Source organism: Sarcina ventriculi (assembly GCF_900456775.1).
GTDB classification, from domain to species: Bacteria; Bacillota; Clostridia; order Clostridiales; family Clostridiaceae; genus Sarcina; species Sarcina ventriculi.
The window spans coordinates 452,892-478,248 of record NZ_UAUL01000007.1 but is presented as its reverse complement, the minus strand read 5'-3'; the positions used below and the strand labels follow the sequence as shown (position 1 = coordinate 478,248).

23 protein-coding genes and 10 tRNA genes are annotated in these 25,357 nt (G+C 28.6%); 24 read left to right on the top strand and 9 right to left on the bottom strand.

Going from position 1 to position 25,357, the window contains the following annotated elements; all coding sequences use genetic code 11:
• The first annotated feature begins 10 nt into the window (after positions 1–10).
• The 7 genes from DR020_RS06485 to proC all read left to right on the top strand — a co-directional run bounded on the left by DR020_RS06485 (position 11) and on the right by proC (position 9,341).
• Positions 11–1,969 (top strand): DHH family phosphoesterase, encoded by a 1,959-nt coding sequence (locus DR020_RS06485; protein ID WP_112365548.1) that lies wholly within the window; start codon positions 11–13, stop codon positions 1,967–1,969.
• Between the two features lie 2 nt (positions 1,970–1,971).
• Positions 1,972–2,418, top strand: coding sequence for a 50S ribosomal protein L9 (gene rplI, locus DR020_RS06480; protein WP_055259124.1), 447 nt, complete (start codon positions 1,972–1,974; stop codon positions 2,416–2,418).
• 12 nt (positions 2,419–2,430) lie between these two features.
• Positions 2,431–4,332, top strand: coding sequence for a Lon family ATP-dependent protease (lonC, locus tag DR020_RS06475; RefSeq protein WP_112365547.1), 1,902 nt, complete (start codon positions 2,431–2,433; stop codon positions 4,330–4,332).
• Positions 4,333–4,648: 316 nt separating this feature from the next.
• Entirely contained in the window at positions 4,649–5,857 is a 1,209-nt protein-coding gene (locus DR020_RS06470; protein WP_235865671.1) for an MFS transporter, read from the top strand.
• 57 nt (positions 5,858–5,914) lie between these two features.
• Positions 5,915–6,808: an ROK family protein gene (locus DR020_RS06465; protein WP_112365546.1), complete on the top strand. Its 894-nt coding sequence runs from the start codon at positions 5,915–5,917 to the stop codon at positions 6,806–6,808.
• 305 nt (positions 6,809–7,113) lie between these two features.
• Complete coding sequence (locus DR020_RS06460; protein WP_055259116.1) at positions 7,114–8,448, top strand: replicative DNA helicase; 1,335 nt, start codon at positions 7,114–7,116, stop codon at positions 8,446–8,448.
• Positions 8,449–8,540: 92 nt separating this feature from the next.
• Positions 8,541–9,341 (top strand): pyrroline-5-carboxylate reductase, encoded by an 801-nt coding sequence (gene proC / locus DR020_RS06455; protein ID WP_112365545.1) that lies wholly within the window; start codon positions 8,541–8,543, stop codon positions 9,339–9,341.
• 74 nt (positions 9,342–9,415) lie between these two features.
• Here the strand turns inward: proC and sdaAA are convergent, their stop codons facing one another.
• Positions 9,416–10,297: an L-serine ammonia-lyase, iron-sulfur-dependent, subunit alpha gene (sdaAA, locus tag DR020_RS06450; protein WP_055259112.1), complete on the bottom strand. Its 882-nt coding sequence runs from the start codon at positions 10,295–10,297 to the stop codon at positions 9,416–9,418.
• Positions 10,297–10,983, bottom strand: coding sequence for an L-serine ammonia-lyase, iron-sulfur-dependent subunit beta (sdaAB, locus tag DR020_RS06445; protein WP_058993692.1), 687 nt, complete (start codon positions 10,981–10,983; stop codon positions 10,297–10,299). Before sdaAB ends, sdaAA begins: the two co-directional genes overlap by 1 nt.
• Before the next feature lie 353 nt (positions 10,984–11,336).
• Between sdaAB and DR020_RS06440 the strand changes: the two genes are divergently transcribed.
• From DR020_RS06440 to DR020_RS06420, 5 genes are all read left to right on the top strand, one after another.
• Positions 11,337–12,623 (top strand): adenylosuccinate synthase, encoded by a 1,287-nt coding sequence (locus DR020_RS06440; RefSeq protein WP_055259108.1) that lies wholly within the window; start codon positions 11,337–11,339, stop codon positions 12,621–12,623.
• A 179-nt stretch (positions 12,624–12,802) separates the two neighbouring features.
• A complete protein-coding gene (locus tag DR020_RS06435) occupies positions 12,803–13,303 on the top strand; it encodes an NUDIX hydrolase (RefSeq protein ID WP_305792274.1) in 501 nt (166 codons plus the stop codon).
• Between the two features lie 147 nt (positions 13,304–13,450).
• Complete coding sequence (locus tag DR020_RS06430; protein ID WP_055259107.1) at positions 13,451–13,633, top strand: DUF1858 domain-containing protein; 183 nt, start codon at positions 13,451–13,453, stop codon at positions 13,631–13,633.
• Positions 13,634–13,917: 284 nt separating this feature from the next.
• On the top strand, positions 13,918–14,460 hold the full coding sequence (locus DR020_RS06425) for a ferritin family protein (RefSeq protein WP_058993685.1): 543 nt from the start codon (positions 13,918–13,920) through the stop codon (positions 14,458–14,460).
• Positions 14,461–14,595: 135 nt separating this feature from the next.
• On the top strand, positions 14,596–15,351 hold the full coding sequence (locus tag DR020_RS06420) for an acyl-[acyl-carrier-protein] thioesterase (protein ID WP_058993683.1): 756 nt from the start codon (positions 14,596–14,598) through the stop codon (positions 15,349–15,351).
• 75 nt (positions 15,352–15,426) lie between these two features.
• On the opposite strand, the gene DR020_RS06415 is transcribed toward DR020_RS06420, so the two are convergent.
• Positions 15,427–16,674: a BaiN/RdsA family NAD(P)/FAD-dependent oxidoreductase gene (locus tag DR020_RS06415; RefSeq protein ID WP_112365544.1), complete on the bottom strand. Its 1,248-nt coding sequence runs from the start codon at positions 16,672–16,674 to the stop codon at positions 15,427–15,429.
• Between the two features lie 190 nt (positions 16,675–16,864).
• Here DR020_RS06415 and DR020_RS06410 point away from each other — a divergent pair, with 190 nt between their 5' ends.
• From DR020_RS06410 to DR020_RS06360, 11 genes are all read left to right on the top strand, one after another.
• Positions 16,865–17,428 carry a hypothetical protein gene (locus tag DR020_RS06410; protein ID WP_112365543.1) on the top strand — a complete coding sequence of 188 codons (564 nt, stop codon included), beginning with the start codon at positions 16,865–16,867 and terminating at the stop codon, positions 17,426–17,428.
• A gap of 170 nt (positions 17,429–17,598) precedes the next feature.
• Positions 17,599–17,673 (top strand) — tRNA-Glu (locus tag DR020_RS06405).
• A gap of 7 nt (positions 17,674–17,680) precedes the next feature.
• Positions 17,681–17,756: transfer RNA gene (locus tag DR020_RS06400), tRNA-Val, on the top strand.
• Positions 17,757–17,769: 13 nt separating this feature from the next.
• A tRNA-Asp gene (locus tag DR020_RS06395) sits at positions 17,770–17,846 on the top strand.
• A gap of 4 nt (positions 17,847–17,850) precedes the next feature.
• Positions 17,851–17,925, top strand: a tRNA-Glu gene (locus DR020_RS06390).
• 7 nt (positions 17,926–17,932) lie between these two features.
• Positions 17,933–18,008 (top strand) — tRNA-Val (locus DR020_RS06385).
• A gap of 13 nt (positions 18,009–18,021) precedes the next feature.
• Positions 18,022–18,098 (top strand) — tRNA-Asp (locus DR020_RS06380).
• Positions 18,099–18,102: 4 nt separating this feature from the next.
• A tRNA-Glu gene (locus DR020_RS06375) sits at positions 18,103–18,177 on the top strand.
• 6 nt (positions 18,178–18,183) lie between these two features.
• Positions 18,184–18,259, top strand: a tRNA-Val gene (locus tag DR020_RS06370).
• A gap of 14 nt (positions 18,260–18,273) precedes the next feature.
• Positions 18,274–18,350 (top strand) — tRNA-Asp (locus tag DR020_RS06365).
• A 5-nt stretch (positions 18,351–18,355) separates the two neighbouring features.
• Positions 18,356–18,430: transfer RNA gene (locus tag DR020_RS06360), tRNA-Thr, on the top strand.
• A 54-nt stretch (positions 18,431–18,484) separates the two neighbouring features.
• On the opposite strand, the gene DR020_RS06355 is transcribed toward DR020_RS06360, so the two are convergent.
• The 6 genes from DR020_RS06355 to DR020_RS06330 form a co-directional block, all read right to left on the bottom strand.
• Positions 18,485–19,519 carry an ATP-binding protein gene (locus tag DR020_RS06355; protein WP_055259096.1) on the bottom strand — a complete coding sequence of 345 codons (1,035 nt, stop codon included), beginning with the start codon at positions 19,517–19,519 and terminating at the stop codon, positions 18,485–18,487.
• Positions 19,512–20,528 (bottom strand): DnaD domain protein, encoded by a 1,017-nt coding sequence (locus DR020_RS06350; protein ID WP_055259094.1) that lies wholly within the window; start codon positions 20,526–20,528, stop codon positions 19,512–19,514. The genes DR020_RS06355 and DR020_RS06350 overlap by 8 nt, the downstream gene beginning before the upstream one ends.
• Before the next feature lie 88 nt (positions 20,529–20,616).
• Positions 20,617–21,816, bottom strand: coding sequence for a S8 family serine peptidase (locus DR020_RS06345; RefSeq protein ID WP_112365542.1), 1,200 nt, complete (start codon positions 21,814–21,816; stop codon positions 20,617–20,619).
• Positions 21,817–21,894: 78 nt separating this feature from the next.
• Positions 21,895–22,329: a DMT family transporter gene (locus DR020_RS06340; RefSeq protein ID WP_055259091.1), complete on the bottom strand. Its 435-nt coding sequence runs from the start codon at positions 22,327–22,329 to the stop codon at positions 21,895–21,897.
• Positions 22,330–22,457: 128 nt separating this feature from the next.
• On the bottom strand, positions 22,458–22,937 hold the full coding sequence (locus tag DR020_RS06335) for a dUTP diphosphatase (RefSeq protein ID WP_055259089.1): 480 nt from the start codon (positions 22,935–22,937) through the stop codon (positions 22,458–22,460).
• A gap of 173 nt (positions 22,938–23,110) precedes the next feature.
• Positions 23,111–23,656, bottom strand: a complete 546-nt coding sequence (locus DR020_RS06330; RefSeq protein WP_055259087.1) for a hypothetical protein — start codon at positions 23,654–23,656, stop codon at positions 23,111–23,113.
• Positions 23,657–24,099: 443 nt separating this feature from the next.
• Between DR020_RS06330 and DR020_RS06325 the strand changes: the two genes are divergently transcribed.
• On the top strand, positions 24,100–25,353 hold the full coding sequence (locus tag DR020_RS06325; RefSeq protein ID WP_112365541.1) for a UDP-N-acetylglucosamine 1-carboxyvinyltransferase: 1,254 nt from the start codon (positions 24,100–24,102) through the stop codon (positions 25,351–25,353).
• Positions 25,354–25,357 lie beyond the last annotated feature (4 nt).

Below are 25,357 nucleotides of genomic sequence, written 5' to 3'. Positions count from 1 at the left end.
AATGTTTTAAATGAAATTAAAATTTTTAAATAAAGGTTCTAAAGTTACTAGTTATTTAATTATAGTATTAATCATATCAGTGATATTAGCTTTTTTTAGATTACCTTTTATATTACTTGCATTTTTAGGACTAAATTCTATATATTTAGGACGCTTAATTAATGGTTTAATAGATGAGAAAAATTTGAATGAAAATAATATAGAAAACTTATCAATAAATATAAACAATAATATAAGAGATAATTTATTTAATCTTATTTATCCTGTATGTATGTTAAATCTAAATGGGGATATAATTTGGTATAATAAAAGTTTTGAAAAATTATTTGCTGTTAATGATGCAAATGGAAGTAATTTAGTTTCAGTAGTTAGAGGAATAGCACTAGATAAAGTGTTAAAATGTGATAAAAAGTATTATCAAAGAATAAAGGTAAAAAAATTAATTTATGAAGTTTATGGGAAAATGGTAATTCAAGATAGTAAGACTCATTTTTGTATGGTATATTTTAATGATGTAACTTATTTGAGTGAAAAAACTAAAGAAAGTATAATTTTAATAGAAGTTGATAATTTAAATGAAGCTGTAAAAAGTACTGATGAAAATATAAGACCATTATTAGCAGCAGAAATAGAAAGGGCATTAAATCAATATGCTAATTCTATGGATGCTATGATAAAAAGATATGATTATGGGAAATATATACTATCGGTAGATGATAATGTTATTGAAGCTCAAATAAAGAAAAAGTTTGATATATTAGATAAAATAAGAGATATAGATTTTGGAAATGAGATAGATGTTACTTTAAGTATTGGTGTTGGAAGAGGAAGAAATACTCCAGCTAAAAATTATGATGATGCAGCACGTGCGAAGGAATTAGCCCTTGGTAGGGGTGGAGATCAAGCTGTTGTGAAAAATGATAAAGAAATTTCATTCTTTGGTGGAAATACAAAAGAGTTAGAGAAAAGAACAAAGGTTAGAGCAAGGGTTGTTGCAAGAGCTTTAAAAGAACTTGTTTATGAAAGTAATCAAGTTTATATAATGGGGCATAAAAATCCTGATATGGATTGTTTTGGAGCAGCACTTGGAATAGCTTCGGTAGTCAAAGGACTTGGAAAGAATGTAAAAATAGTCTTAGATGACAATATTAATGCTATAGATATTTTCCTAGAGAAGATTAGTAATAAAAGAGAATATAGTGATTTGTTTATTTCTCCTAAAGATGCTAAAATCACAATAGATAGTAATACTTTATTAATATTAGTTGACGTTCATAACAAAGGATATGTTATGGATAGTGAATTAGTAGAAATGTCTAATAAAGTAGTTATAATAGATCACCATAGGAGAAGCCCTGACATAATAAATGGTGCTATATTAACATACTTAGAAGTTTATGCATCATCTACTTCTGAACTTGTAACAGAGATAGTTCAATATATGCTTGATAAACCTAAGATAACTAAATTAGAAGCAGAAGGCTTACTTGCAGGTATATATATGGATACCAAAAACTTTACATTTAAAACAGGAGTAAGAACATTTGAAGCTGCATCATATTTAAGAAAGTTAGGTGCGGACACAATAGATATCAAAAAAATATTTAGTAATGATTTAGAAAACTACATAACTAAGGCAGAGATAATAAAGTCAGCTAAAGTTGAAGATAATATAGCTATTGCTATATGTCCACCAAACGTTAAGGATACAGTTACTGCTGCTCAAGCAGCTGATGAGCTGTTAAATATTACAGGTATTAAAGCATCTTTTGTATTTGTTATAATAGATGATAATATATATATAAGTGGTAGATCCTTTGGAGATATCAACGTGCAGGTAATATTAGAAGCATTAGACGGTGGTGGACACATGACTATGGCAGGAACAAGATTAAAAGGTGTTTCCTTAGAAGAAGCCTTAACTATGTTGAAGAAATCAATAAAAGAAAATTTAGGGGAAGGTGAGTAATAATGAAGGTAATATTACTTCAAGACGTTAAAAAATTAGGAAAAAAAGGTGATGTTGTTAGTACATCAGATGGATATGCAAGGAACTTTTTGTTTCCAAGAAATTTAGCACAAGAAGCAACAGATTCTAATTTACATGTTTTAAATGCTAAGAAAGATGTGGAAAGAAGAAAGAAAACTGCTGAAATAGAAGCAGCACAAAAACTTGCAGATGATCTTAGAGATAAAGTTGTTAAAATAGATGCTAAAGCTGGAGATAGTGGAAAATTATTTGGTGCTATAACAAGTAAAGATATTGCAGATAAGATAAATGATCAATTTAATGTAAAAGTTGATAAAAAGAAAATAGTAATGGATACAATAAAAATTGCGGGGACATATAATATAGAAGTTAAACTATATCCTGAAGTTTCAACAAAAATGAAGGTGATGGTGTCTCCTATTAGCTAAGGGGGATTTGAATTGAAATCTTTAGATGAAATAAATGCATTATATGATGCGTTAAACAGTGAGTTAAGTGTAGAGGCGCAAGTAAATGTGCTTTATGAAGTAACGAAAAATATATTAGATGAAGGTGCTATAAGAGCTAGAACTATTAGATTTAAATTAAAAAAAATGGTTGAATCTAATAATTATTGCGAAAGATTATATGCTTTAAGTAATATAATTTTAGAAGGCAATGGGTTAAAAGAAGTTCCAACTGAAGAAAATGTAGAGGAATGTTTAAAAAATGTTTGTTCTAGTTTATCAGATGTTATAGCAAAAAGATATGTTCAAACTGAAATTGAGAAAAAAGTTGAACAATTTTTAATAGAAAAACAAGATAAATATGTTGATGAAATAAGGCTTAATATAATGAAAAAGCAAAAAGGTAACGAAAATGCTAAAACATTAAAAAAGCTAGAAGAGTTAGAAAAGTTAGATAAGAGAGAACATAGTAAAAATATAATGTCTCTTTTAAGACCAGAAGATTTTGAAGAAATAGTAGGTCAAGAAAGGGCAATAAAATCTTTATTATCAAAGCTTGTATCACCATATCCTCAACATGTTATCCTTTATGGACCTCCAGGGGTTGGAAAAACAACTGCAGCAAGAATTGCATTAGAAATGGCTAAAGAGTTTAAAGCAACACCTTTTGATGCAGATTCTAAATTTATAGAGGTTAATGGAACAACTCTAAGATGGGATCCAAGAGAAATAACTAATCCTCTTTTAGGTTCAGTTCATGATCCAATATATCAAGGAAGTAAGAGAGATTTGGCTGAAATTGGTGTTCCAGAACCAAAACCAGGTTTAGTTACAGATGCACATGGTGGTGTGTTATTTATTGATGAAATTGGAGAATTAGATGAAATTCTTCAAAATAAACTATTAAAAGTTTTAGAAGATAAGAGAGTTGAGTTTTCATCATCTTATTATGATCCAGATGATGAAAATGTTCCTAAATATATAAAATATTTATTTGATAAAGGAGCACCAGCAGATTTTGTTTTAATAGGTGCAACAACTAGAGAACCAGGGCAAATAAATCCAGCTCTTCGTTCTAGATGTACAGAGGTTTATTTTGAGCCTTTAGCTTCAGATGATATTGAAAAAATAGTTAAAAATGCAGCTAAGAAGCTTAATGTATCTTTAGAAGATGGTGTAGAAAAATTAATAGCATCTTATACAATAGAGGGAAGAAAGGCTGTAAATATTTTAGCTGATGCATATGGAAATGCTATATATAGAAACGATGGAGTTTTAGGAGAAAATGAAAAGATACTTTTAAAAGATGTAGAAGAAGTTTTAAGTATAGGTAGATTTATTCCTTATGAGAGAATTAAAAAGCTAGATAATAGAGAAGTAGGTCATATATATGGCTTAGGAGTTTCTGGATTTTTAGGCTCAACTCTTGAAATTGAAGCAGCAGTATTTAAAGCTAATAAAGAAGGACAAGGTCATATAAGATTTAATGATACAGCAGGTTCAATGGCTAAGGATTCAGTATTTAATGCAGCTTCAGTAATAAGAACGGTTACTGGAAAAGATATTAAGGATTATGATGTACATGTTAATGTAATTGGTGGAGGAAATATTGATGGGCCTTCAGCTGGTGCAGCAATAACTGTATGTATAATTAGTGCTCTTTTAAATAAGCCAATAAGACAAGATTTAGCTGTAACTGGTGAAATATCATTAAGAGGTCATATAAAACCTGTTAGTGGAATATTTGAAAAAATTTATGGAGCAAGAAGAAAAGGAATAAAACTTGTAACTGTTCCAAAAGATAATGAGAAACAAATACCTACAGGACTTAAGGATATAGAAGTTAAAGCTATAAGCAATATTGAAGAATTAATACAAATAGCTTTAGAACAATAAATTTAAGACTATCTAAAAAAAATATTTTAGATAGTCTTTTTTAAATTAAGTATTATTAGGTATTGAAATAGTGAAAATATACATATAAATTTTATTATACTCTTTACAACAAACGTTTTTAAAAAGGCTTTTATAGTATAATAAGAAAAAAAAGTTAGGAAATTTAAGATAGAAGAATTTGTTTCTATTGAAAGATAGTAAATAAGACATATAGTATTTTTATTAGAAACAGGAAAGGTATATAATTAATTTATAATTTAATTTAAACGTTTAAATAATGATTATTATTAAATATATTTAGGGAAGTGTAATTTTTATGGAAATAAAAAAAAGCAATAGTAAATTAGCACCTATATTAATTTCATTACCTGCTATTGGTTTAGGACTTGCTTGGAATATGAATAGCACAGTAGTGCCTTTGTTGGTAGCACTTGTAACTAAATCATCTTTTTTATTAGGAATTTTGGTTGCTATGGCATCGGTTACAGGGATTTTTGCACCATACGTATCTGGAATTTTAAGTGATAGAGTAGGTAAGAGAAAACCATTTGTTTTGATAGGGTCTTTAGCAGGAGCTATTTTCTTGTTTTTATTGGGTTTTTCTTCTTTTTATTTTGAAATGTTTATTTTTGCATTTTTATTTTATTTATCAATGAATTTTTATCAAGGAGCTTATTATGCATGGGTGCCAGAAGCTGTTGAAAAAAATGAAATTGGACTTGCAACAGGATTTAGAAATGCTTTTAGTGGTATTGGTGGAATTATAGTATTTGGAATTGGCGTTATTTTATTTAATATGAATCCGGCGTTGCCTCTTATTGTGTCAGCTGTTGTAGTAATAGTAACTAATATAATAACAGTCGTTAATGTAAAAGAAGATAGTAGCCGTTTAGTAAAATCCACATCAAAATTGAGTTTTGATTTTATAAAGAATAAGTCTGCAATGAAAGTATTTATGACAGCATTCTTTTTATACTTATCTTGTGGATTTATAATGCCATATTGGATAAGATATTATGAAAAAATGAATGGATTTACAAGTAATGAAATTAGTACTGCATTGATTGGTATGACATTAATGAGTCTTATTTTTTCAATATTTATAGGAAAATTATGTGATAGATATAATAAACAATTAATTTTGTTTTTATCTTGTACAGTTTGGCTTATAGGATTTATTGTAGGGGCGTTTGTTATGAACATAAGTATGTTATGGGCATTTACATTAATTTATGGATTAGCTTCCGCTATGTTTAGTGTAGTGTTTTTTGCATTGATTCCAGCTGTTGCTCCTAAAGAGAGATTAGGTGAATATATGGGGATAAATAATATATTTTTGTGCATACCACAAATTATAGGAAATCTTGTAGCTGGTGAATTGATAAGCAATAACGCATTTTTAATATTTCCTTGCTGTATTGTATTCATAATTATAGCAATGTTAATTTGTGTTATAGGTAAAATGAAACTCAATGATGATAGTAGTGTAATTGAATCTAAGCCAGACAAAGCTAAAGTAGCTTAAAATAAATATTATTATAATAAAAAATAACTAATATCTAACGGGGGGGAGTTGTATATTATGAAATATTTAGTACTAGATGTTGGAGGAACAGCAATTAAATATGCTTTAATGACAGAGAAATTAGAATTTTTAGAAAAGGGTAAAATAAAGACACCTAGGGATTCTATAGAAAATTTTATAGATAATATAGGTAATATTTATGATAAGTATAAAAATGATATAGAGGGTATGGCTTTAAGTATTCCAGGAATTTTAGATAGTGATACAGGATATATGTACACAGGAGGATCATTAGAATATAATACAGATAAAAATATGCTTAGGGTGTTAGGTGAAAGATGCAAAACAAAGATAGCAATTGAAAACGATGGTAAATGTGCAGCTTTAGCAGAGTTGTGGAAAGGAAACTTACAAGAGTGTGAAAATGGAGTTGTTATTCTTTTAGGAACTGGTGTTGGAGGAGGAATAATTAAGGATAAAAAACTTTACAAGGGAAAGCATTTTTTTGCAGGTGAGTTTAGCTTTATAGCAGGTAATATAAATGTTATGAGTAATAATGATAAAGAGTGGTGGGGAAGTTTAAATGGCTTAGATGGTCTTTTGGATGATTTTGCGAAAGTTAAAAATTTAAATAGAAATGAAATTGATGGAATTAAATTTTTTGAATATGCTAATAATGATGATAAAGATGCTTTAGAGATTTTAAATAAATTCACTTACAAAACAGCTTTAGCAATAATAAATCTTCAATGTATATTAGATGCTGATAAATATTTAATTGGTGGGGGTATAAGTGAACAAGATATTTTAATAAAGTATATTAAAAAAAATATTGACGATTATCATAGTCAGTTTGAATATTTTGTTCCTAAACCTGTTGTAGACAGATGTAAATTTAGAAATGATTCTAATCTTATAGGAGCATTATATAATTTTTTAATTAAAAAATGATTTAAATATAATAAATAAGTCTTATCAGATTTTTAACTTTAACCTGTTGTAGACAGATGTAAATTTAGAAATGATTCTAATCTTATAGGAGCATTATATAATTTTTTAATTAAAAAATGATTTAAATATAATAAATAAGTCTTATCAGATTTTTAACTTTTTATTTATCTGATAAGGCTTATTTTTATTTATTTCTTGCACTAAGAATGGTTCACAATTAAAAGTATATATATTATAATTAAATTTTAAGATAATTATATTTTAATTTTAGATAAATTGACTTATAGAAGGGAGGGGTTTATCCATTGGAGGGACCAGGAATTAAAAGTTCTCCTCAAAGTATAGAGGCTGAGAAATCTGTTCTAGGCTCTATGATGATAGACAAGAACGTTATAGCACAGGCGGTAGAAATATTAAGTGCTGAAGATTTTTATAGGGATGCACATAAATATATATTTAAAAGCATTGTTGAAATGTATCAAAGAGATGAACCTATAGATGAAATTACTCTTTTAGAACATTTAAAATCTACAGATAGATTAGAGAAATCTGGTGGAATAAGTTATATAACAGAAATAGGTTCTTCAGTTTTAACAACAGCAAATGTTAAATCTTATATAAAAATAGTTGAGGATAAAGCAACGTTAAGAAAACTTATTGATTCATCAACTAAAATAATAGAAAGTTGCTATAATAATCAAGATGATGTAGAAAAAGTTATAGATGTAGCAGAACAGAAAATATTTGATTTAGCAGAAAAGAAGAGTAGTAGTGATTTTGAGCCTTTGAGTGATATTTTAGAGAGAGGCTTTGAGCAAATAGAAACTCTTTTTAATAATAAAGGTGAGGTTACAGGTGTTGGTTCTGGATTTAAGGATTTAGATGATTTAACATCTGGTTTTCAAAAAGGGGATATGATATTAATTGCTGCGAGACCTTCTATGGGTAAAACCACTTTTGCTTTAAATATAGCAGAGCATGCGGCACTTAGGGAAGGAAAAAGTGTTGTTATATTTTCTCTAGAAATGTCTAAAGAACAATTAGCTTATAAACTTTTATGTTCTGAGGCTAATGTTGATATGTTAAAACTTAGAACAGGAAATTTAGAAGATAAGGATTGGGAAAATATCGCAAGAGCATCAGGACCATTATCATCAGCTAAAATATATATAGATGATACTGCTGGTGTTTCTATAATGGAAATGAGGTCTAAATGTAGAAGACTTAAGATAGAGTATGGAATAGATTTAATACTTATTGATTATTTACAGCTTATGAGCGGTAGTGGGGAAGAAAGTAGACAACAAGAAGTTTCAGAAATATCAAGAAATATTAAAGCGATTGCTAAGGAAATGCAATGCCCTGTTATAGCACTTTCACAGCTATCTCGTGCTCCAGAACAAAGGGCTGATCATAGACCAATGCTTTCAGATTTAAGAGAATCAGGTTCAATAGAACAAGATGCTGACCTTGTTATGTTTTTATATAGGGATGAGTATTATAATAAGGAAACAGAAGAAAAAAATGTTGCAGAATGTATTATAGCAAAGCAAAGGAATGGTCCTGTTGGCAATGTTAAATTAGCTTGGATTGGACAATTTAGTAAATTTGGAAATTTAGAACACAATTATAGAGAATAAATAATAGGCTATGTTTTTAATATATAATGTTGTTGGTATATTAAGGCATAGTCTAAATTAATACATATAAAAATAGAAAGGTAATGAGTTATATGAATAAAAAAATTGGTTTTGTGGGTTGTGGCAATATGGGAAGTGCCATGGTTGGAGGAATTTTAAATTCTGGTCTTGTGGAGTGTGAAAATATAATAGTATCATGTAAAAGAGAGTCTAGCATTAAGAATTTAGAAGAAAAGTTTAACATAAAAGCTACTTTAAATAATATTGAGGTTTGTAAAAATAGTGAGATAATTTTTTTAGCGGTTAAACCTTATATGTATAAAGAGATTATAGAAGAAATAAGAAATTATATAGATGATAAAAAAATAATAGTTACGATAGCGGCAGGAGTGACTTTAACTGATGTAGAAGAATGGTTTAATAAAGATGTTAAAATTGTTAAAACCATGCCAAATACACCAGCTTTGGTTGGAGAAGCAATGACTGCTATTTGTGCAAATAAAAATGTAACTAAGGATGAATTAAATATAATTACAAGTATATTTAATTCTTTTGGTAAAAGTGAAATTTTAGAAGAAAAATATTTTCATGCTTTTACTGCCCTTTGTGGTTCTTCACCAGCTTATGTTTATATGTTTATAGAGGCTATGGCAGATGCTGCTGTAAAACAAGGATTACCTAGAGATAAAGCTTATAAAATGGCATCTCAAGCTGTTTTAGGTTCCGCGAAAATGGTTTTAGAAACTAAAGAAAACCCAGGAAAACTAAAAGATAATGTTTGTTCGCCAGGTGGTACAACAATAGAAGCTATTATAGAACTTGAAAGACAAGGATTTAGAAACGCAGTAATAAGTGCAATAGAAAAGTGTGAAGAAAAGTCTAGAAATATGTAATATAGAAATTTTTTAATAGTGTTGGTTTTATTAAGATTTTTCATCTTAGTTAAAACCAACGCTTATTTTAAGTTTTACTTTTTATCCCCAAAAACTTTTTTATTAAGTTCAAGACCAGTTTTGGTTATTGCAAGACCACCCATTGCAGTTTCTCGTAAAGAAGCAGGCATATCACGTCCAACCCTATACATAGCTTCAACAGTATCATCAAAAGGAATTTTGCTAGTGATACCAGCCATGACTAAATCTGCAGTAGTAAGTGCACTTACAGCACCTGCAAAGTTTCTTTTAGCACAAGGAACTTCTACAAGACCAGCTATTGGATCGCACACTAAGCCTAATATGTTTTTAAATACAATTGCAGCAGCATTTAATGCCATTTCAGGTGTTCCGCCCATCATTTCTACAGTAGCAGCAGAAGCCATAGCAGCGCCTGATCCACATTCAGCTTGGCATCCACCTTCAGCACCAGCTAGGGTTGCATTTTGAGCTATAATCATTCCGACGGCAGAGGCTGTTAAAAGACCTTTTATCATTTCATCATCAGAAAGATTTAATTTTTCACCAACAGTTAATATAACAGCTGGCAAGATTCCACAGGAACCAGCAGTAGGACATGCTACGATTCTTCCCATAGAAGCGTTAATCTCAGAGCAGGATAGGGCTTTAGCCATAGCACTAACCATTGTTTCACCAGTTAATGTATTGCCTTTTTCAAGGTATTTTTTTAGTTTATAAGCATCTCCCCCAATAAGACCACTAACGGAAAAAATTTCAGATTCTTGTCCTTTACTAGTAGAATCTTTCATAACATTTAAAACAAGTTTCATATTTTCTATAATTTTTTCTCTAGTTGAACCTTTATTTTCAATTTCATGTAAAATAGCGTATTCACAAAGAGAAATATTGTTTTCTTTACAAATACGTATAAGTTCTTCACCATTTCTTGCAAACATTAAGAGATACCTCCTTCAACAGGGTTTAAAACAATAATTTTATTCACGTAATCTACTTTCTTAATATCTTCAATAATGTGTTCATCAAGAGTGTTATCAAGTTCAAATATCATAACAGCAGATTTGCCCTTTTCAATTCTAAATACTTTCATAAAAGCTATATTAACATTGTATTTATACACAATTTCAGATACTTTACAAACAACACCAGGTACATCTTTTTGAGATATTATAAGAGTTGGGTATTCACCGCTAAAATCTAAGCTATTTCCATTAACTTCTGTAATTCTAATGTTTCCACCGCCTATGGACGAACCCATAACTTCACAATAAGTATTATCAACAGTAGTCATTAAAAATTTAACTGTGTTTGGGTGTTCATTACCTAAATCACATTCTTTAAACTCAATTTCTAGAGATTGCTCTTTAGCTATATCTAATGAATTTCTAAGTCTTACATCAGATGGTTCCATTCCTAAGATACCAGCAACTAATGCTTTGTCTGTTCCATGGCCTTTATAAGTTTTTGCAAAAGAACCGTGAAGTAAAAAAGTTACTTTTTTTAGCTTGTTATGACCACATATAGATTTAGCTACTTTTCCAAGTCTTGCGGCACCTGCTGTATGAGAACTAGATGGACCTATCATAATAGGACCTATTATATCAAAAATTCCAAAATTTTGCACAAAATCCCTCCTTTAAAAATAATAACATATATAATATCATTTTATGTCATAACTTATTTTTAATAAAGTAAATTAAAGTAGAAAATTAAGTTAATAATAAGTTAATTGCTTATTAAAAATAAAATTGGAAATTATAAAAATAATCACGAATTATATTTTTGAGTAAGAAAAAAATATACGATATATTTTCATTGACCTAGGTAAAATACTTTGATAATATGGTAATGGAGTAATAAAAAATATAAAAAATACTAAAAAATACGAATATTACTCCTGTAAATAAATCCGAACAAACGGTGGTGTTTACATAATTAAAGGAACGTGTTTCTTTTATTTTAAGGAGGAAATTTTTTATGTCAGCATTTATTGTATTAGGAGCTCAATGGGGCGATGAAGGAAAAGGAAAAATGACAGACTATTTAGCAGAAGAGGCTGATGTAGTTGTTAGATTCCAAGGAGGAAACAACGCTGGACATACAGTAGAAGTTGGTGATAAGCAATATAAGTTACACCTAATTCCTTCTGGTATATTACATGATGAAAAATTAAATGTTATAGGTAATGGTGTTGTTGTAGATCCAAAGGCTTTATTTGAGGAAATAGATTATTTAGAAGGTTTAGGTGTTAAGGTTACTCCAGAAAAGCTTGTAATTAGTGACAGAGCAAATGTGATAATGCCTTATCATAAAATACTAGATGTTTTAAAAGAAAAAGCTAGAGGGAAAAATGATATAGGGACAACAGGCAAAGGAATTGGACCTTGTTATACAGATAAAGTTGAAAGATCAGGAATAAGAATATCAGATCTTTTACATGAGAATGAATTTAAAGAAAAATTAGAAATTAACATAAAGATGAAAAATGATTATATTAAACTTTTAGGTGGAGAGCCATTAGATTTTAATGAAATATTTACTGAATATTTAGAATATGCTAAGAGATTAAAACCATTTGTTAAAGATACTTCAGTTAGAATTTATAATGAAATAAAAAATGATAAAAATGTTCTTTTTGAAGGTGCGCAAGGAATGCTTTTAGATATTGACTATGGAACTTATCCATATGTTACATCATCTAATACAACTTCAGGTGGAGTTGCTAGTGGAACAGGAATTGGCCCTAATATGATAACAAACGCTGTTGGAATAGTTAAAGCATATACTACAAGAGTTGGTAAAGGACCATTCCCAACAGAACTTTTAGATGAAACTGGTGAGTGGATAAGAGAAAAAGGACATGAATATGGAGTTACTACAGGAAGGTCTAGAAGATGTGGGTGGCTTGACCTTGTTATAGTAAAAACAGCAGCTAGAGTTTCAGGATTGACATCTTTAGTTGTAACTAAAATAGATACACTTGCAGGTCTTGAAAAACTTAAAGTTTGTACTGGATATAAATTAAATGGAGAAATAATAGATTATTTCCCAGCTAGCTTAGAGGATTTAGCTAAATGTGAACCTGTATATGAAGAGTTTGATGGATGGGGAGAAGATGTAGCAAATGCTAGAAGCTATGAAGAATTACCTGAAAACGCCAAAGTATATTTAAATAGAATAGCAGATATTACTGGTACTAAAATTTGTATAGTTGGTGTGGGTCCAAAGAGAAATCAAACTATAAGAATAACAAAGGAACTTTAATATATAGTATAAATGTGAAAAGAGTTGTATTAGGTATTTTAATACAACTCTTGTTTTTGTTTTATTGATTTTAGAAAAATTACTAAATCATAATCATATGAAAGATATGTTTAAATATCATAGTATAATTATTTTAGAGTATATTCTAAATCTAAATAGTATAAATAAAGAGAAAGTTGGTGATTATAGATATGGGATATATTTTAGAATTAAGAAAAGAGTTGAAAAATCCATCAAGACCTTTGATAATGACATCAGCAGGGACAATTATAGTAAATAATAAAGGTGAAATACTACTACAACAAAGAACAGATAACCTTAAATGGGGTTTCCCAGGGGGGAGTTTAGAGCTTGGTGAAAGTTTTGAGGAAGCTGCAATTAGAGAGGCAAAAGAAGAAGTTGGGTTAACACTAAAAACTTTAAAGCTTTTTAATGTTTATTCAGGTAAGGAGTGTTACAATAAGTATCCTAATGGTCATGAGATATATAATGCTTCAGCTATGTTTATATGTTTTGATTATGAAGGGGAGATTATTTTAGATGAAGACGAAACTAAAAATGCAGTATTTTTTAGTAAAGAAGCCTTTCCTAAGACTTTTGATATAAATCCTCCAGATAGAGTTGTTATAGAGGATATAGTAAAAAATTTTGATTTAAAAAATTATAAAAAAAATATTTAATTTCTATTATATATTGGTCAATAAAGTTTAACAAAATATATTTATATTAAATCAGAGTATTTTACTTGTATTTAAATAGATTTAGAGTTATAATAAATTTAAAGTTATTGTAAAACATTTAATAATAAAATATGAGGTGAGTATATAATGATAACAAAGGAAATGAGAATCGGAGAAATATTACAAGCTAAACCAGATGCTGCACAAATATTAATGAGCTTTGGAATGGGATGCATAGGATGCCCTTCATCACAAGCTGAAAGCTTAGAAGAAGCTGCTATGGTTCATGGATTAAATATAGAAGCTTTAATAGAAGCTTTAAATAAATAATATTATAAAATAAGAAAATGTCTTAGGCTTAGCCTAAGGCATTTTTTTATAATTCATTTTGTAATCATTATTTTAATATAGATGGATAAATGGAATTTATTTTTATTAAAGCTAAATAAAATAAAAAAAATAAAAAAATATTTAAAAAACTATTGTTATTTAATAATAATTATTATATAATAAATTCATAAGATAAGTGGAACAAAACAAACACTTACATAAGAGAAATGTTAAATGATGTATAAGTATAAAGAGATGTTAAGAAATTAGGAGGAATTATAGTTATGAAAAAATTTGTTTGTACAGTATGTGGATATGTTTATGAAGGAGAACAAGCTCCAGAAGTTTGTCCAATATGTAAAGTTGGAGCAGATAAATTTATGGAACAATCAGGAGATTTAGTATTTGCTGATGAACATAGAATAGGAATCGCAAAAGGCGTTGACCCAAGAATAATAGAAGGATTACAAGCTAACTTTGCAGGAGAATGTACAGAAGTTGGAATGTATTTAGCAATGTCAAGACAAGCAGATAGAGAAGGATTCCCAGAAGTTGCAGAAGCTTATAAGAGATATGCATTTGAAGAAGCAGAACATGCTGCAAAATTTGCTGAATTATTAGGAGAAGTTGTAACAAACAGCACTAAAGAAAATTTACAATTAAGAGTTAATGCAGAACACGGAGCAACTCAAGGTAAAAAAGATTTAGCAACATTAGCAAAAGAATTAGGATTAGACGCAATTCATGATACAGTTCATGAAATGGCTAAAGATGAAGCTAGACACGGAAGAGGATTTGAAGGTCTATTAAATAGATATTTCAAATAAAATTTGTAAATTAAATTAATTAAAATAAAGTATCAATAAAACATATATTCTAAATTATTAAGCCAACTTTTAAATATTGAAAGTTGGCTTTTTATTTGATATAGTCTTTTATATAAATTTTAAAGGGGTGATTAGATGAATAATTTTTACGAAAAAGAGTATGAAATAGCTTATTGGAATACTAATTCAAGGTTGGAGAGTAACATAACGTCCATATTGCATTTTTTTTCGGATATAGCAATAAAGCAAGAAGAATCTCTAGGATTTTCTATGGGTGATATGCTTGAAAGTAGAGAAGCATGGGTTCTTTTTGATTATGATATAAACATTATAAGATACCCTAAATATAGAGATAAGATAAGGGTGAGAACTTTTGTTGAAACTATTCGTAGATTTTATGGATTAAGAGGATTTGAAATATATAGTGAGGATGGAGAGTTACTGGTTAAATGTGATTCAATATGGTTTTTAATTGATCTTGAAAAAAGAAGGTTAAAAAGTGCGGATGATAAGTATTATATTGCACATAAATTAGATAAGGGTAATTTAAAGAATTTGAGAAGTAAATTACACATAGACGAATTAGATAAAATTGATATAAATAAAATTTACAATATAGAGCATACACATATAGATAGTAATAAACATGTTAACAATGTTAAATATATGGAGTGGGTAATAGACAGTATGCCATTAGAAATTATAGAAAATTACAAAATTAATAAGTTGAAAGTAAAGTTTGAAAAGGAAGTTCAATATGGTCATAATGTTTTAGTTCAAGGAGAATTGAAAAAAATTGATGACAATACAGTAAAATCAATACATATAATAAAATCAGATTCAGGAGAAAAGTTAACATCTGTTGAAAGCTTTTGGTTTAAGATAAATTAATATGTATTTTATAAATAAGTGTTGATTTTAGAAAAGATAATTTCCTTTCAAAATCAGCACTTAATGAAGTAGGAATCAGTTAAGAGAAGCACTTTTGCCAGCTAAAAATCCAGAACTCCAAGCCCATTGTAAATTAAATCCACCACAATCGCCATCAACATCTAATATCTCACCACAAAAATAAAGATTTTTTACTAAATTAGATTCTAAAGTAGTATTATTTATATCTTTTGTATCAATTCCTCCAGCTGTAACTTGAGCAGAAGAAAAACCATTAGTTTCCAAACATTTAAATTTCCAACATTTCATAAGAGAAAATAGTTTCTTTTTTTCTTGCCAAGTAAGTTCAGAACAAGGTTTATGAAGTTCTGTAATTCCAGTCTCTTTTAAAATTATTGGAATAAGTTTTTTGTTTATTATACCTATCAAGGAATCTATTACAGCTCTATGAGAAAATATAGCAAAATGCCCTTCAAGAAAATTTTCTATATCATTTATAGATTTTTCAGGCATCATATCAACTGTTATGTAAACATCTTTTCCTTTTGATAAAAGCCTTGAGGCAGTCCCTGATATTTGAAGGATAGGAGGGCCAGAAATACCATAGTCAGTAAATAATATCTCCCCAAATTCTTTTCTAAAAGATTTTTCATTAGAAATAACTTCAGCATAACCATTGAATTTAATTCCAGATAAAGCTTTTAAGCTTTTATGTTGAAGTTTAAGTTGAACAATAGATGGAATAGGGGTGATTATTTTATGCCCAAGATTTTTTACAATATTATAAGCACTTCCATCAGAACCTGTTTTAATTGCTGATTTTCCTCCACAGGAAATGATAAGTTTTCCACAGGATATGCTATCATACTCATTATTTTTTGTGGATAATTTAAATTTATTTTTTTTATTAATTATAGAATTTACTTTAAAATTATTATAAATAGGGATATTTCTATCCTCTAATGCCAATCTAAAAATATCTATAACAGATGAGGCTTGTAAAGATTGTGGATAAATTTTTTTATTTTCAAGTTCTATTAAAGGTAAACCTAAATTTAGAAAGAATATTTTTGTATCTTCAACAGTCATAGAATTTAATGCAAAATCAAAAAAGTTATTATTATTGCTATGAAAATTTATAAATGGTGGTTTTATAGAAGAATTGCTTATGTTACATCTTCCATTACCAGTTGTCAAAAGTTTTTTACCAATCCTATCAGTACCTTCAACAATAGCTACATCCATGCCAAGATCTTTTGCAGTTATTGCAGCGATAAGTCCAGAGGCACCACCGCCTAAAACTATTAAATCATGATAAATCATAAAAATTCTCCTTAAAATATTTTAGTAACACTATTATAAACAAAAGTTAATAAATTTCATATAAGTATTTAAAAAATAAAAAAACAATCAAAATAAAATAGTTTTATATCATATATTGTGTTTTCTCATGGAATAATAAAAATAATATTAAATTTTTTAGAGGATTAATCAAAAAAGGAGAAACGTATTTATGAAAATAAAAATTAAAGATAATAATTCTTTAGACGAGGGAAGAGAATTTAAGGTCAGACGTATGAATTATGATCAGGTGGTTGTTAATTATCCAGGGGAAAAAGGTATAGAAATTTTAAAAACTGATGATGTTGAATTTATTAGTGAAAATGAATTTGATGATTTTTTAATAAAGCATAGATATTTATTAAAAATAAAGATAAACAGAGGAATTTCAGTAGTATTTTATAAATATCTTTTTGATGAGTTAGAAAAATTAATACAAGATACAATAGTCGATTTTAAAGTTTTAAAAGATAGTTTTAAAATTGTTAATAAAAGAGGAATGTGGGAAAAAGAAATGGTTATTATGCTAAATCATGAATATAGTATACAAGTAAGTGTTAATGGTGAAAAATTTAAAAAAGATAGTTATAGATATGATGTAAAACAATTAACAGAAGATGAATTAATGGAATTTTGTAAATTTAATATTGATAAATTAGAAAAGGATATAGAAAATAAAAATAAAGAATTAAATATGTTTAAAGAAATAAAAAGCAATATTAATGAAAATGTTTAAATAGTGATTAAATATAATAGTTAAGATACAGTTTAAGTAGTATAAAAATACTAAATGATAAATAAAAAGAGAAAATATTAAAAAAAGTTAAAAAAAATAGTTGACACTTCTTTAGTTTTTCTGTATTATATTTATGTCGGGTAACCGAATATAGGAAATGTTAATTATAAGGCCCGTTGGTCAAGCGGTTAAGACACCACCCTTTCACGGTGGTAACAGGAGTTCGATTCTCCTACGGGTCACCATTTTTAAGGTCGCATAGCTCAGCTGGGAGAGCATCTGCCTTACAAGCAGAGGGTCACAGGTTCGATCCCTGTTGTGACCACCATTTAAAAAAATACGGTTCAGTAGCTCAGTTGGTTAGAGTGCCGGCCTGTCACGCCGGAGGTCGAGGGTTCGAGCCCCTTCTGAATCGCCATTAAGGCCCGTTGGTCAAGCGGTTAAGACACCACCCTTTCACGGTGGTAACAGGAGTTCGATTCTCCTACGGGTCACCATTTTTAAGGTCGCATAGCTCAGCTGGGAGAGCATCTGCCTTACAAGCAGAGGGTCACAGGTTCGATCCCTGTTGTGACCACCATTTAAAAAAATACGGTTCAGTAGCTCAGTTGGTTAGAGTGCCGGCCTGTCACGCCGGAGGTCGAGGGTTCGAGCCCCTTCTGAATCGCCATTAAGGCCCGTTGGTCAAGCGGTTAAGACACCACCCTTTCACGGTGGTAACAGGAGTTCGATTCTCCTACGGGTCACCATTTTAAGGTCGCATAGCTCAGCTGGGAGAGCATCTGCCTTACAAGCAGAGGGTCACAGGTTCGATCCCTGTTGTGACCACCATTTTAAAAAAATACGGTTCAGTAGCTCAGTTGGTTAGAGTGCCGGCCTGTCACGCCGGAGGTCGAGGGTTCGAGCCCCTTCTGAATCGCCATATTTGCTGGCATGGCTCAACGGTAGAGCAGCTGACTTGTAATCAGCAGGTTGTAGGTTCGATTCCTATTGCCAGCTCCAAAAAACTTCAACATATGTGTTGAAGTTTTTTTATTTTACATAAAGAAATTCATCCTAGAATTTATAGTAGGATGAATTTGCATTTTGCACTTTAGTTAAATTTTTTTTACTTCGTATTTCTTTAGTATTATTTTTAATTCTTATATCGTCACCATATACATTAAACAATCTAAAGTTTCCAAAAAGTCTTGATGTTATTCTTTCTATATACATAGTTGTAAGTTCAGAAATATTTAAGTTAGTGGAAATAATCATTTTTTTATTAAGAAGTAATTTTTTATTTAATAGATTGAAAAGTTCTGTTCTTGTAAAGTCAGTTATTTGTTCTGCTCCCAAATCATCTATTATAAGAAGATCACAATTTACAAGCAAATCTTCTAGTTCTATGTTATTTTCAAACTTTATTTCCCTTAAATTTTTAACTAGTTCATCTGATGTTCTGTATATAACCAAAAAACCTGAATCTAAAAGAGATTTTGCAATACAATAGGTTAAAAATGTTTTCCCAGTTCCAGGACTTCCGTAGAAAAGGAGATTATCGTTTATATTTTTAAAGTTAGGAATATATTCATTTGATATTGAATTTAATATTATTTGCATATTTTCCCTTGGAGAAAACATCTTATCTGTCCTTTTGTTAGAATAAACATCTAAAGAAAAACTACTAAAATTATTTACTCTTAAAGTATCCTCTAAATGTGAATTTTCATAATAAACTTTTATAAGTTTGTTTTTATAACAAGTACATTTTTTAGGTCCTATGTAACCTGTATCTTGACATTTTGGACATCTATAGTGAAGATTTAAATAATCAGTACTATATCCTCTTTCAACAAGCATTTCATACTTTTTAGCTCTTAAGTCTTCTATTTTTTCTCGAAGTTCATTAAGTTCAGCTTCTTTGTTAGGTGAATTTTTTAGTGCACACATAGATAGATTTAAACATTGCTTTGCTATGTTTTTTTCTAGCTTCATTATTTCAGGATACTTATCTTCAATTTCTTTAGTTCTTTGTTCTAATGATAATTTTTCTTCTTGACGTATTTTTTCATATAAATTCATAAGTTTAGTTTGATATCCCTTAATCATCGTCGTATTCACCATCATCCCATCCTAAAAGTTGTTTTTCTAACTTATCATAATCATATTGTCTTTGAGTGAAGTTAGCAAAGTTAGAAGGTTTGTCTTTATGAAAATTAATATTATTATTTTTATAATTATTATTTTGTATTTGAGTTTGTTTATTAACATCTTTAGTAGCTATATCTTCTAAAGTAGTTATATTATCTTTAAACCATTTAGCAAGTATGCCATCTATATATCTAAAATCTGCTCTATTTAGCCTTTGTGAACAAATATCACAAGCTTTTAATATAACTTCTATAGAAAAATTATATTGGAATAGCCATTTTTCTATCATATCCTGATGAGGTTTCATAATATCAGAATTCTTTATACCTAAATAATTCAAAATATTTCTTATTTTAGTCCATTTATCTTCATGTTTTGTTATAAGGTTTTGAGCATCATCTACTGTTTTAACTCCTGCATCAAACCAAGAAAGGGCAACCTTTTCAAAATATCTAGAATCATTTTTTCCTTTAGATAAGCAGTATTCTATAAGGATTAATATAAGTTCAGATGAAAAATTAAATTCACTTTGCCAAGATAAATAGTTAGACATTTCAGAGGGAGAAAGAGTTCTTCCTATAAGGTTTTCTATGTCTCTAAGCATATCTTTGTTATTTGATTGAGATAGTGCTGACAAAAGATCTATATTTTTTTTGTAGGTATCTTCTGAGTCTACTAAATCAATAAATTCTATGTTAAAATTATTCATTTTATCTATTGGATTTAATTTTATCACGCCTTCTTCATTCCAGTATGATAATGCGTTCATAATATCAGATTCTAAAAGGTTAAGTTTAGCAGCGAGTATTGAAGAACTTATTCCAGGTTCACCGCTCATGCTATATTTTAATAAAAGTATATACACTTTTACAAACTCACCGCGAGCTTTTAGCATATATTTATCTATAAATACATTATTGACTGGAGTGAAGTTATTAGCTGAGTTTTTAAGCATAAAAGTACTCACTTTTAGACTCCTTTCTGCTGTTAGTTATGCTATATAAGTATAATAATTATATCAAAGACAGTTTTTGATAACAACATGTAATACTTGTTTATAAAATTGATTTAAAAAATCTTTTTAGGTCTAAATATCCTTCACCAACTGTATCGTTTGAATAATATTCTATTTCATTACAGCTTAAGGTGATTAAAGAACGTAAATCTTTTAAAGTTAAATTAGGAGTATTATCTAATAAAATAGCACAAAGACCTGAAATATAAGCACAAGCTAAGGAAGTGCCACTAAAAGTTATATAATTATCATTAAGTTTTCTAGGATAAAGCTTAATCCCATTATTTTCGGGAATATATGAGGCATTAGAATTTAAGCAGCGTATTTCAGAACAAGCTGCACTAAGTTCTGGCTTTTTTAGATTTTTATTTCCTGATGATGAAAAATTATAAGGTTCAATTTCATGTTTAGTAGTATTTAATCCGCCAACAGTTAAACAATTTTTACATAATGCTATGCCCTTTATAGAATTTTCTAGGTTTAAATTGCTTCCAGATGCTACAATAGGAATTATATTTTTAAATTCAGCTAATTCAAAGATAGACTCAAAGCAATTTAATATAAACGGATTATTATCAAATGTTTCAAAAGGAAGGCATAAAACTCTAATGTTTAAAGAAGTATCCATTATTAAAGATTCTATTGCGAATAAAATATCTGATATAAAACCTTTTCCGGTAGAATTAAATGCTTTATAGCAACAAATAGAACCTTTTTCAACTATACCTTTGTATGTTCCTTCAGATGAAATTCCACTTCCGCATATAATTCCAGCTACTGCTGTACCATGTCCATTATCATCATATGGATATTTATAATTGTTTATTAAGTCAACAAAATGTTCAAGTTTATTAAAAGGTTTTACTAAATCTGGATGAGGATAAACTCCGCTATCTACTAAGCCTATATTTATATAATCACTTTTTATAGCTGGCATTTGTAAGTTTATATGATTGGCAGTTTTTAAGCTTAATCCACATAAAAATGCATACGGATCTAAAGAAATAAATTCAATTTCGGGATATTCTAAGAGTCTATTTATAGACCTAGGAGTTAATATAGCACAAATTATAGAGAGTGAGTCTACGCTGTTTAAAACTACACCTTTTAGTGATTTTATTTTTTTTTTCATGTCATTTACAAATTTTTTGCATTTTATAATCACTCTATATGACGTGTAATAGGATTTTTCTAAAGAAAATTTTAGATTATTATCTAATTTATTTTTGTATGAAAACATGATTATTACTCCCATTTAAAATACTATAATATTATATATTATGAATGAGAGTAAGTTTTTGATATCTAAAATTTAGTATTAATGAAATTTCCATTTAAATATTATAATCCCTGCAATCATAACAGCAACGCCTATAAATTCATTTAATGAAAATGTTATTTTAGGTGTTTCAAATAATCCAAAGGCATCTATGAGAGCGGCGACTACGAGTTGAGCTACTAAAATAGTGGCTATACCATATGTTGGACCAAGACCTGCAACAGTTTTTATAACGGTAAATGTTATAATTACGCCTAAAACCCCTCCAAGAAGATAAATTTTATTAACAGATACTAAACCTTTCATATTGCCTTTTCCAATAAAAAACATGATGATTAAAGATAAAACAAAAGCTGAACCTTGAACGATAGTTGTAGCTTCCCAAAGTCCTATTTTTTCATTTAATCTTGTGTTTAAAACTCCCTGAATGCTCATAGCAGCCCCAGAGATAATAGCAAGTATTATTGCTATCATAAACAGAACACCTCCTACTATGTTTAAAGTAACATTTTTATATGATTTATTAATGGTACATAAAGACTAAAAATATTAAATGTTAGATAAACATAGTATTTCCAAAATAAAAAAAAACTCTCTAAAAATTAGAGAGCAATTTTGCAAAATTTATTTTGAAAAAATTCTTGTTTTATTTTAGAACTTGAGAATCCAAGAGTTATTCCAAGGCTAATGAAATCTTCAAGTAATGTTTTGTAATGATCCATTGAATTTGAGATTATTAAGTCATTTGTGTCAATAAGTAAATTTAAGAATTGATCGCTCAAACAATAATCATTAGGTTTTACAGCAATGTATTCTAAATTATCATATCCTTTATCTATACCAATTCCAAGTATAAGACTTAAACAGTCGATATATTTTTTTAGAACAATATTTGGGGAAACTAAATTATCATCATTAGATATCCAATATTTAAAACATTTAGTTTCAGCTGCTAAATTACTAATTTTAACCTGTAAAGATAAGTGCTTTCTAGTATTAATTTTATAGCTAGTTAGGCTTTTATCTATAAAGATATTTTTCATTAAATCCTTCTCATGGGAGAAGAAATCTTTTAAATACATAAAATAACCCCCTTGGCATTATTCGAAAATATTCCTAATAGTAATTTTACAAAAAATTTTGATAATTGAAAAGCTTAGAAAACGAATATATAATAAAAATTCAGTAAATTTAGTAAAAAATTAAGAGATGTAAGAAGTTAACTTTTCTTATATCTCTTATATTGATATAAAAATTAATAAGATGGAAGGGTATAAGTTTTAATTATGTTATCTTTTTTATTATGCGTAGATTTCCAAAGTTCTATATTAGATACTTTAACTACATTTCTTTTAGAAGCTGTTCTAAGTGGTAAAAATTGATTAATTGGTTCACTTTTTTTGATAGGCTTTCCAAGAGAATTAAAAGATAATGGCATAAATAATGGAGAATCAATATTTTCTCTAATAGAAAAGCCATGTAGTTTTAACATATCATTTAAAGATCTATGTAATTTCTTAATATATCCCTTATTCTCTATTCTAAGGCTAGCTGATTTATTTAAATAATCGTGATAATTTAAATCACCTGTTAATTCAATTTTAAATTTTTTGTATGGTTTAATAAGTTTCTTTAGTATGTTATCTAACTTTTCAACGTTTGGATCTTCTAATGTTTCTAAAGGAATATAAAAAGTAGAAGAAGTTCTTGAAATTTTATATTTTCTTTGAATATTCCTCTGTAAAAATTCTATAGATTTTGTTGAATCAAAATCTAAAGTGGCTACTAAATAGTATCTCATACATAAAAACCCTTTCTAAAACCCAATGGGTATAAAAATAAATATTTATAAATATAATGAATGTAATTACTTTTATAGTATAATTTTAATTTTAATATATAATTATTCATTGAAAATTGATTAAATAATTATTAAGTTAATTATGATAAGTTAATATTAAAAAGTAGTTTTTTTATATATAATTGATAGAATTAAAAAAAAACTTTAAATATTGGTTTATTATGATATAATGAAACGTATGAGTAATTTAAAATTAAAAGAATATTAATAAATTAAAAAACTCAAGTTACTAAAAATCTTTAGTTTTAATTATACAATAAAGTTAAATTATTTAAATTTATTAAATAATTATAGCATATAATAACTTTGTTGATAAGAAAGATTTTAAAACCAAATGAAATTAATTAGAAATCAGATATAAAAAAATAGCAAGGGTGAATTTTATGGAAAAATTAATTATAAATGGTGGTAGCTCATTACGTGGTGAGGTTGAAATAAATGGTGCTAAAAATGCCGCAGTAGCATTGTTACCAGCAGCGATATTAGCAAGTGAAGGAAAATGTGTTATAGATAACGTTCCTGACATAGAAGATGTACATTGCTTGGAAAGAATACTAAAAAGCTTAGGAGCAAAGGTTAACAAGTTAAATTCTAACGCTTTAGAGATAAATGCACAAACTATAGATACAGTTAATGCGTGTACTGAAGATGTAAGAAGAATGAGAGCATCTTACTATTTTATAGGAGCTTTATTAGCTAGATTTAAAGAAGCTAGGGTTGAACTTCCAGGGGGATGTCCAATTGGGGTTAGGCCAATAGACCAACATATAAAAGGTTTTGAAGCATTAGGAGCAAAAGTGTCAATAGAACATGGAGCTGTAAATATAATGGCTGAAAAATTAGTTGGGACAAATATATTTTTTGATGTAGTAAGCGTTGGAGCAACTATAAATCTTATGATAGCTGCTACTTTAGCTGAAGGAACAACAACACTTGAAAATGTTGCAAAGGAACCACATGTAGTTGATGTTGCTAACTTCTTAAACTCCATGGGAGCAGATATTAAGGGTGCAGGAACTGATGTTATAAAAATAAGAGGCGTTGAAAAACTAAGTGGATGTAACTATAGTGTAGTTCCAGACCAAATAGAAGCAGGAACATTCATGATAGCAACAGTAGCAACAAAAGGAGATGTTGTTTTAAAGAATGTAATTCCTAAACATTTAGATTCAATTAGCGCTAAACTTATTGAAATGGGAGCAAAGGTTGAAGAGGGAGACGATAGTGTTAGAGTATATGTTGATGGACCTTTAAAGGGAATCAGTATAAAAACAGCACCATATCCAGGATTTCCAACAGATGTGCAACAACCAATGTGTACATTATTATCAAGCATTCCAGGAAGAAGTTTAATAGTAGAAACAATTTGGGAAAATAGGCATAAGCATGTTGATGAGCTTGAAAAGATGGGAGCACAAATAAAGGTTGAAGGAAGAACTGCCATAATAGATGGAGTTGAAACTTTAACTGGTACTTTAGTTAATGCAACTGATCTTAGAGCTGGTGCAGCTTTAGTAATAGCTGGGCTTATAGCAGAAGGTGAAACTCAAATCACTAGTATAGAACATATAGATAGAGGATATCCTCATATAGAAGATAAATTTAAAAAGCTAGGTGCGAAAATAACAAGAAGATAATTAA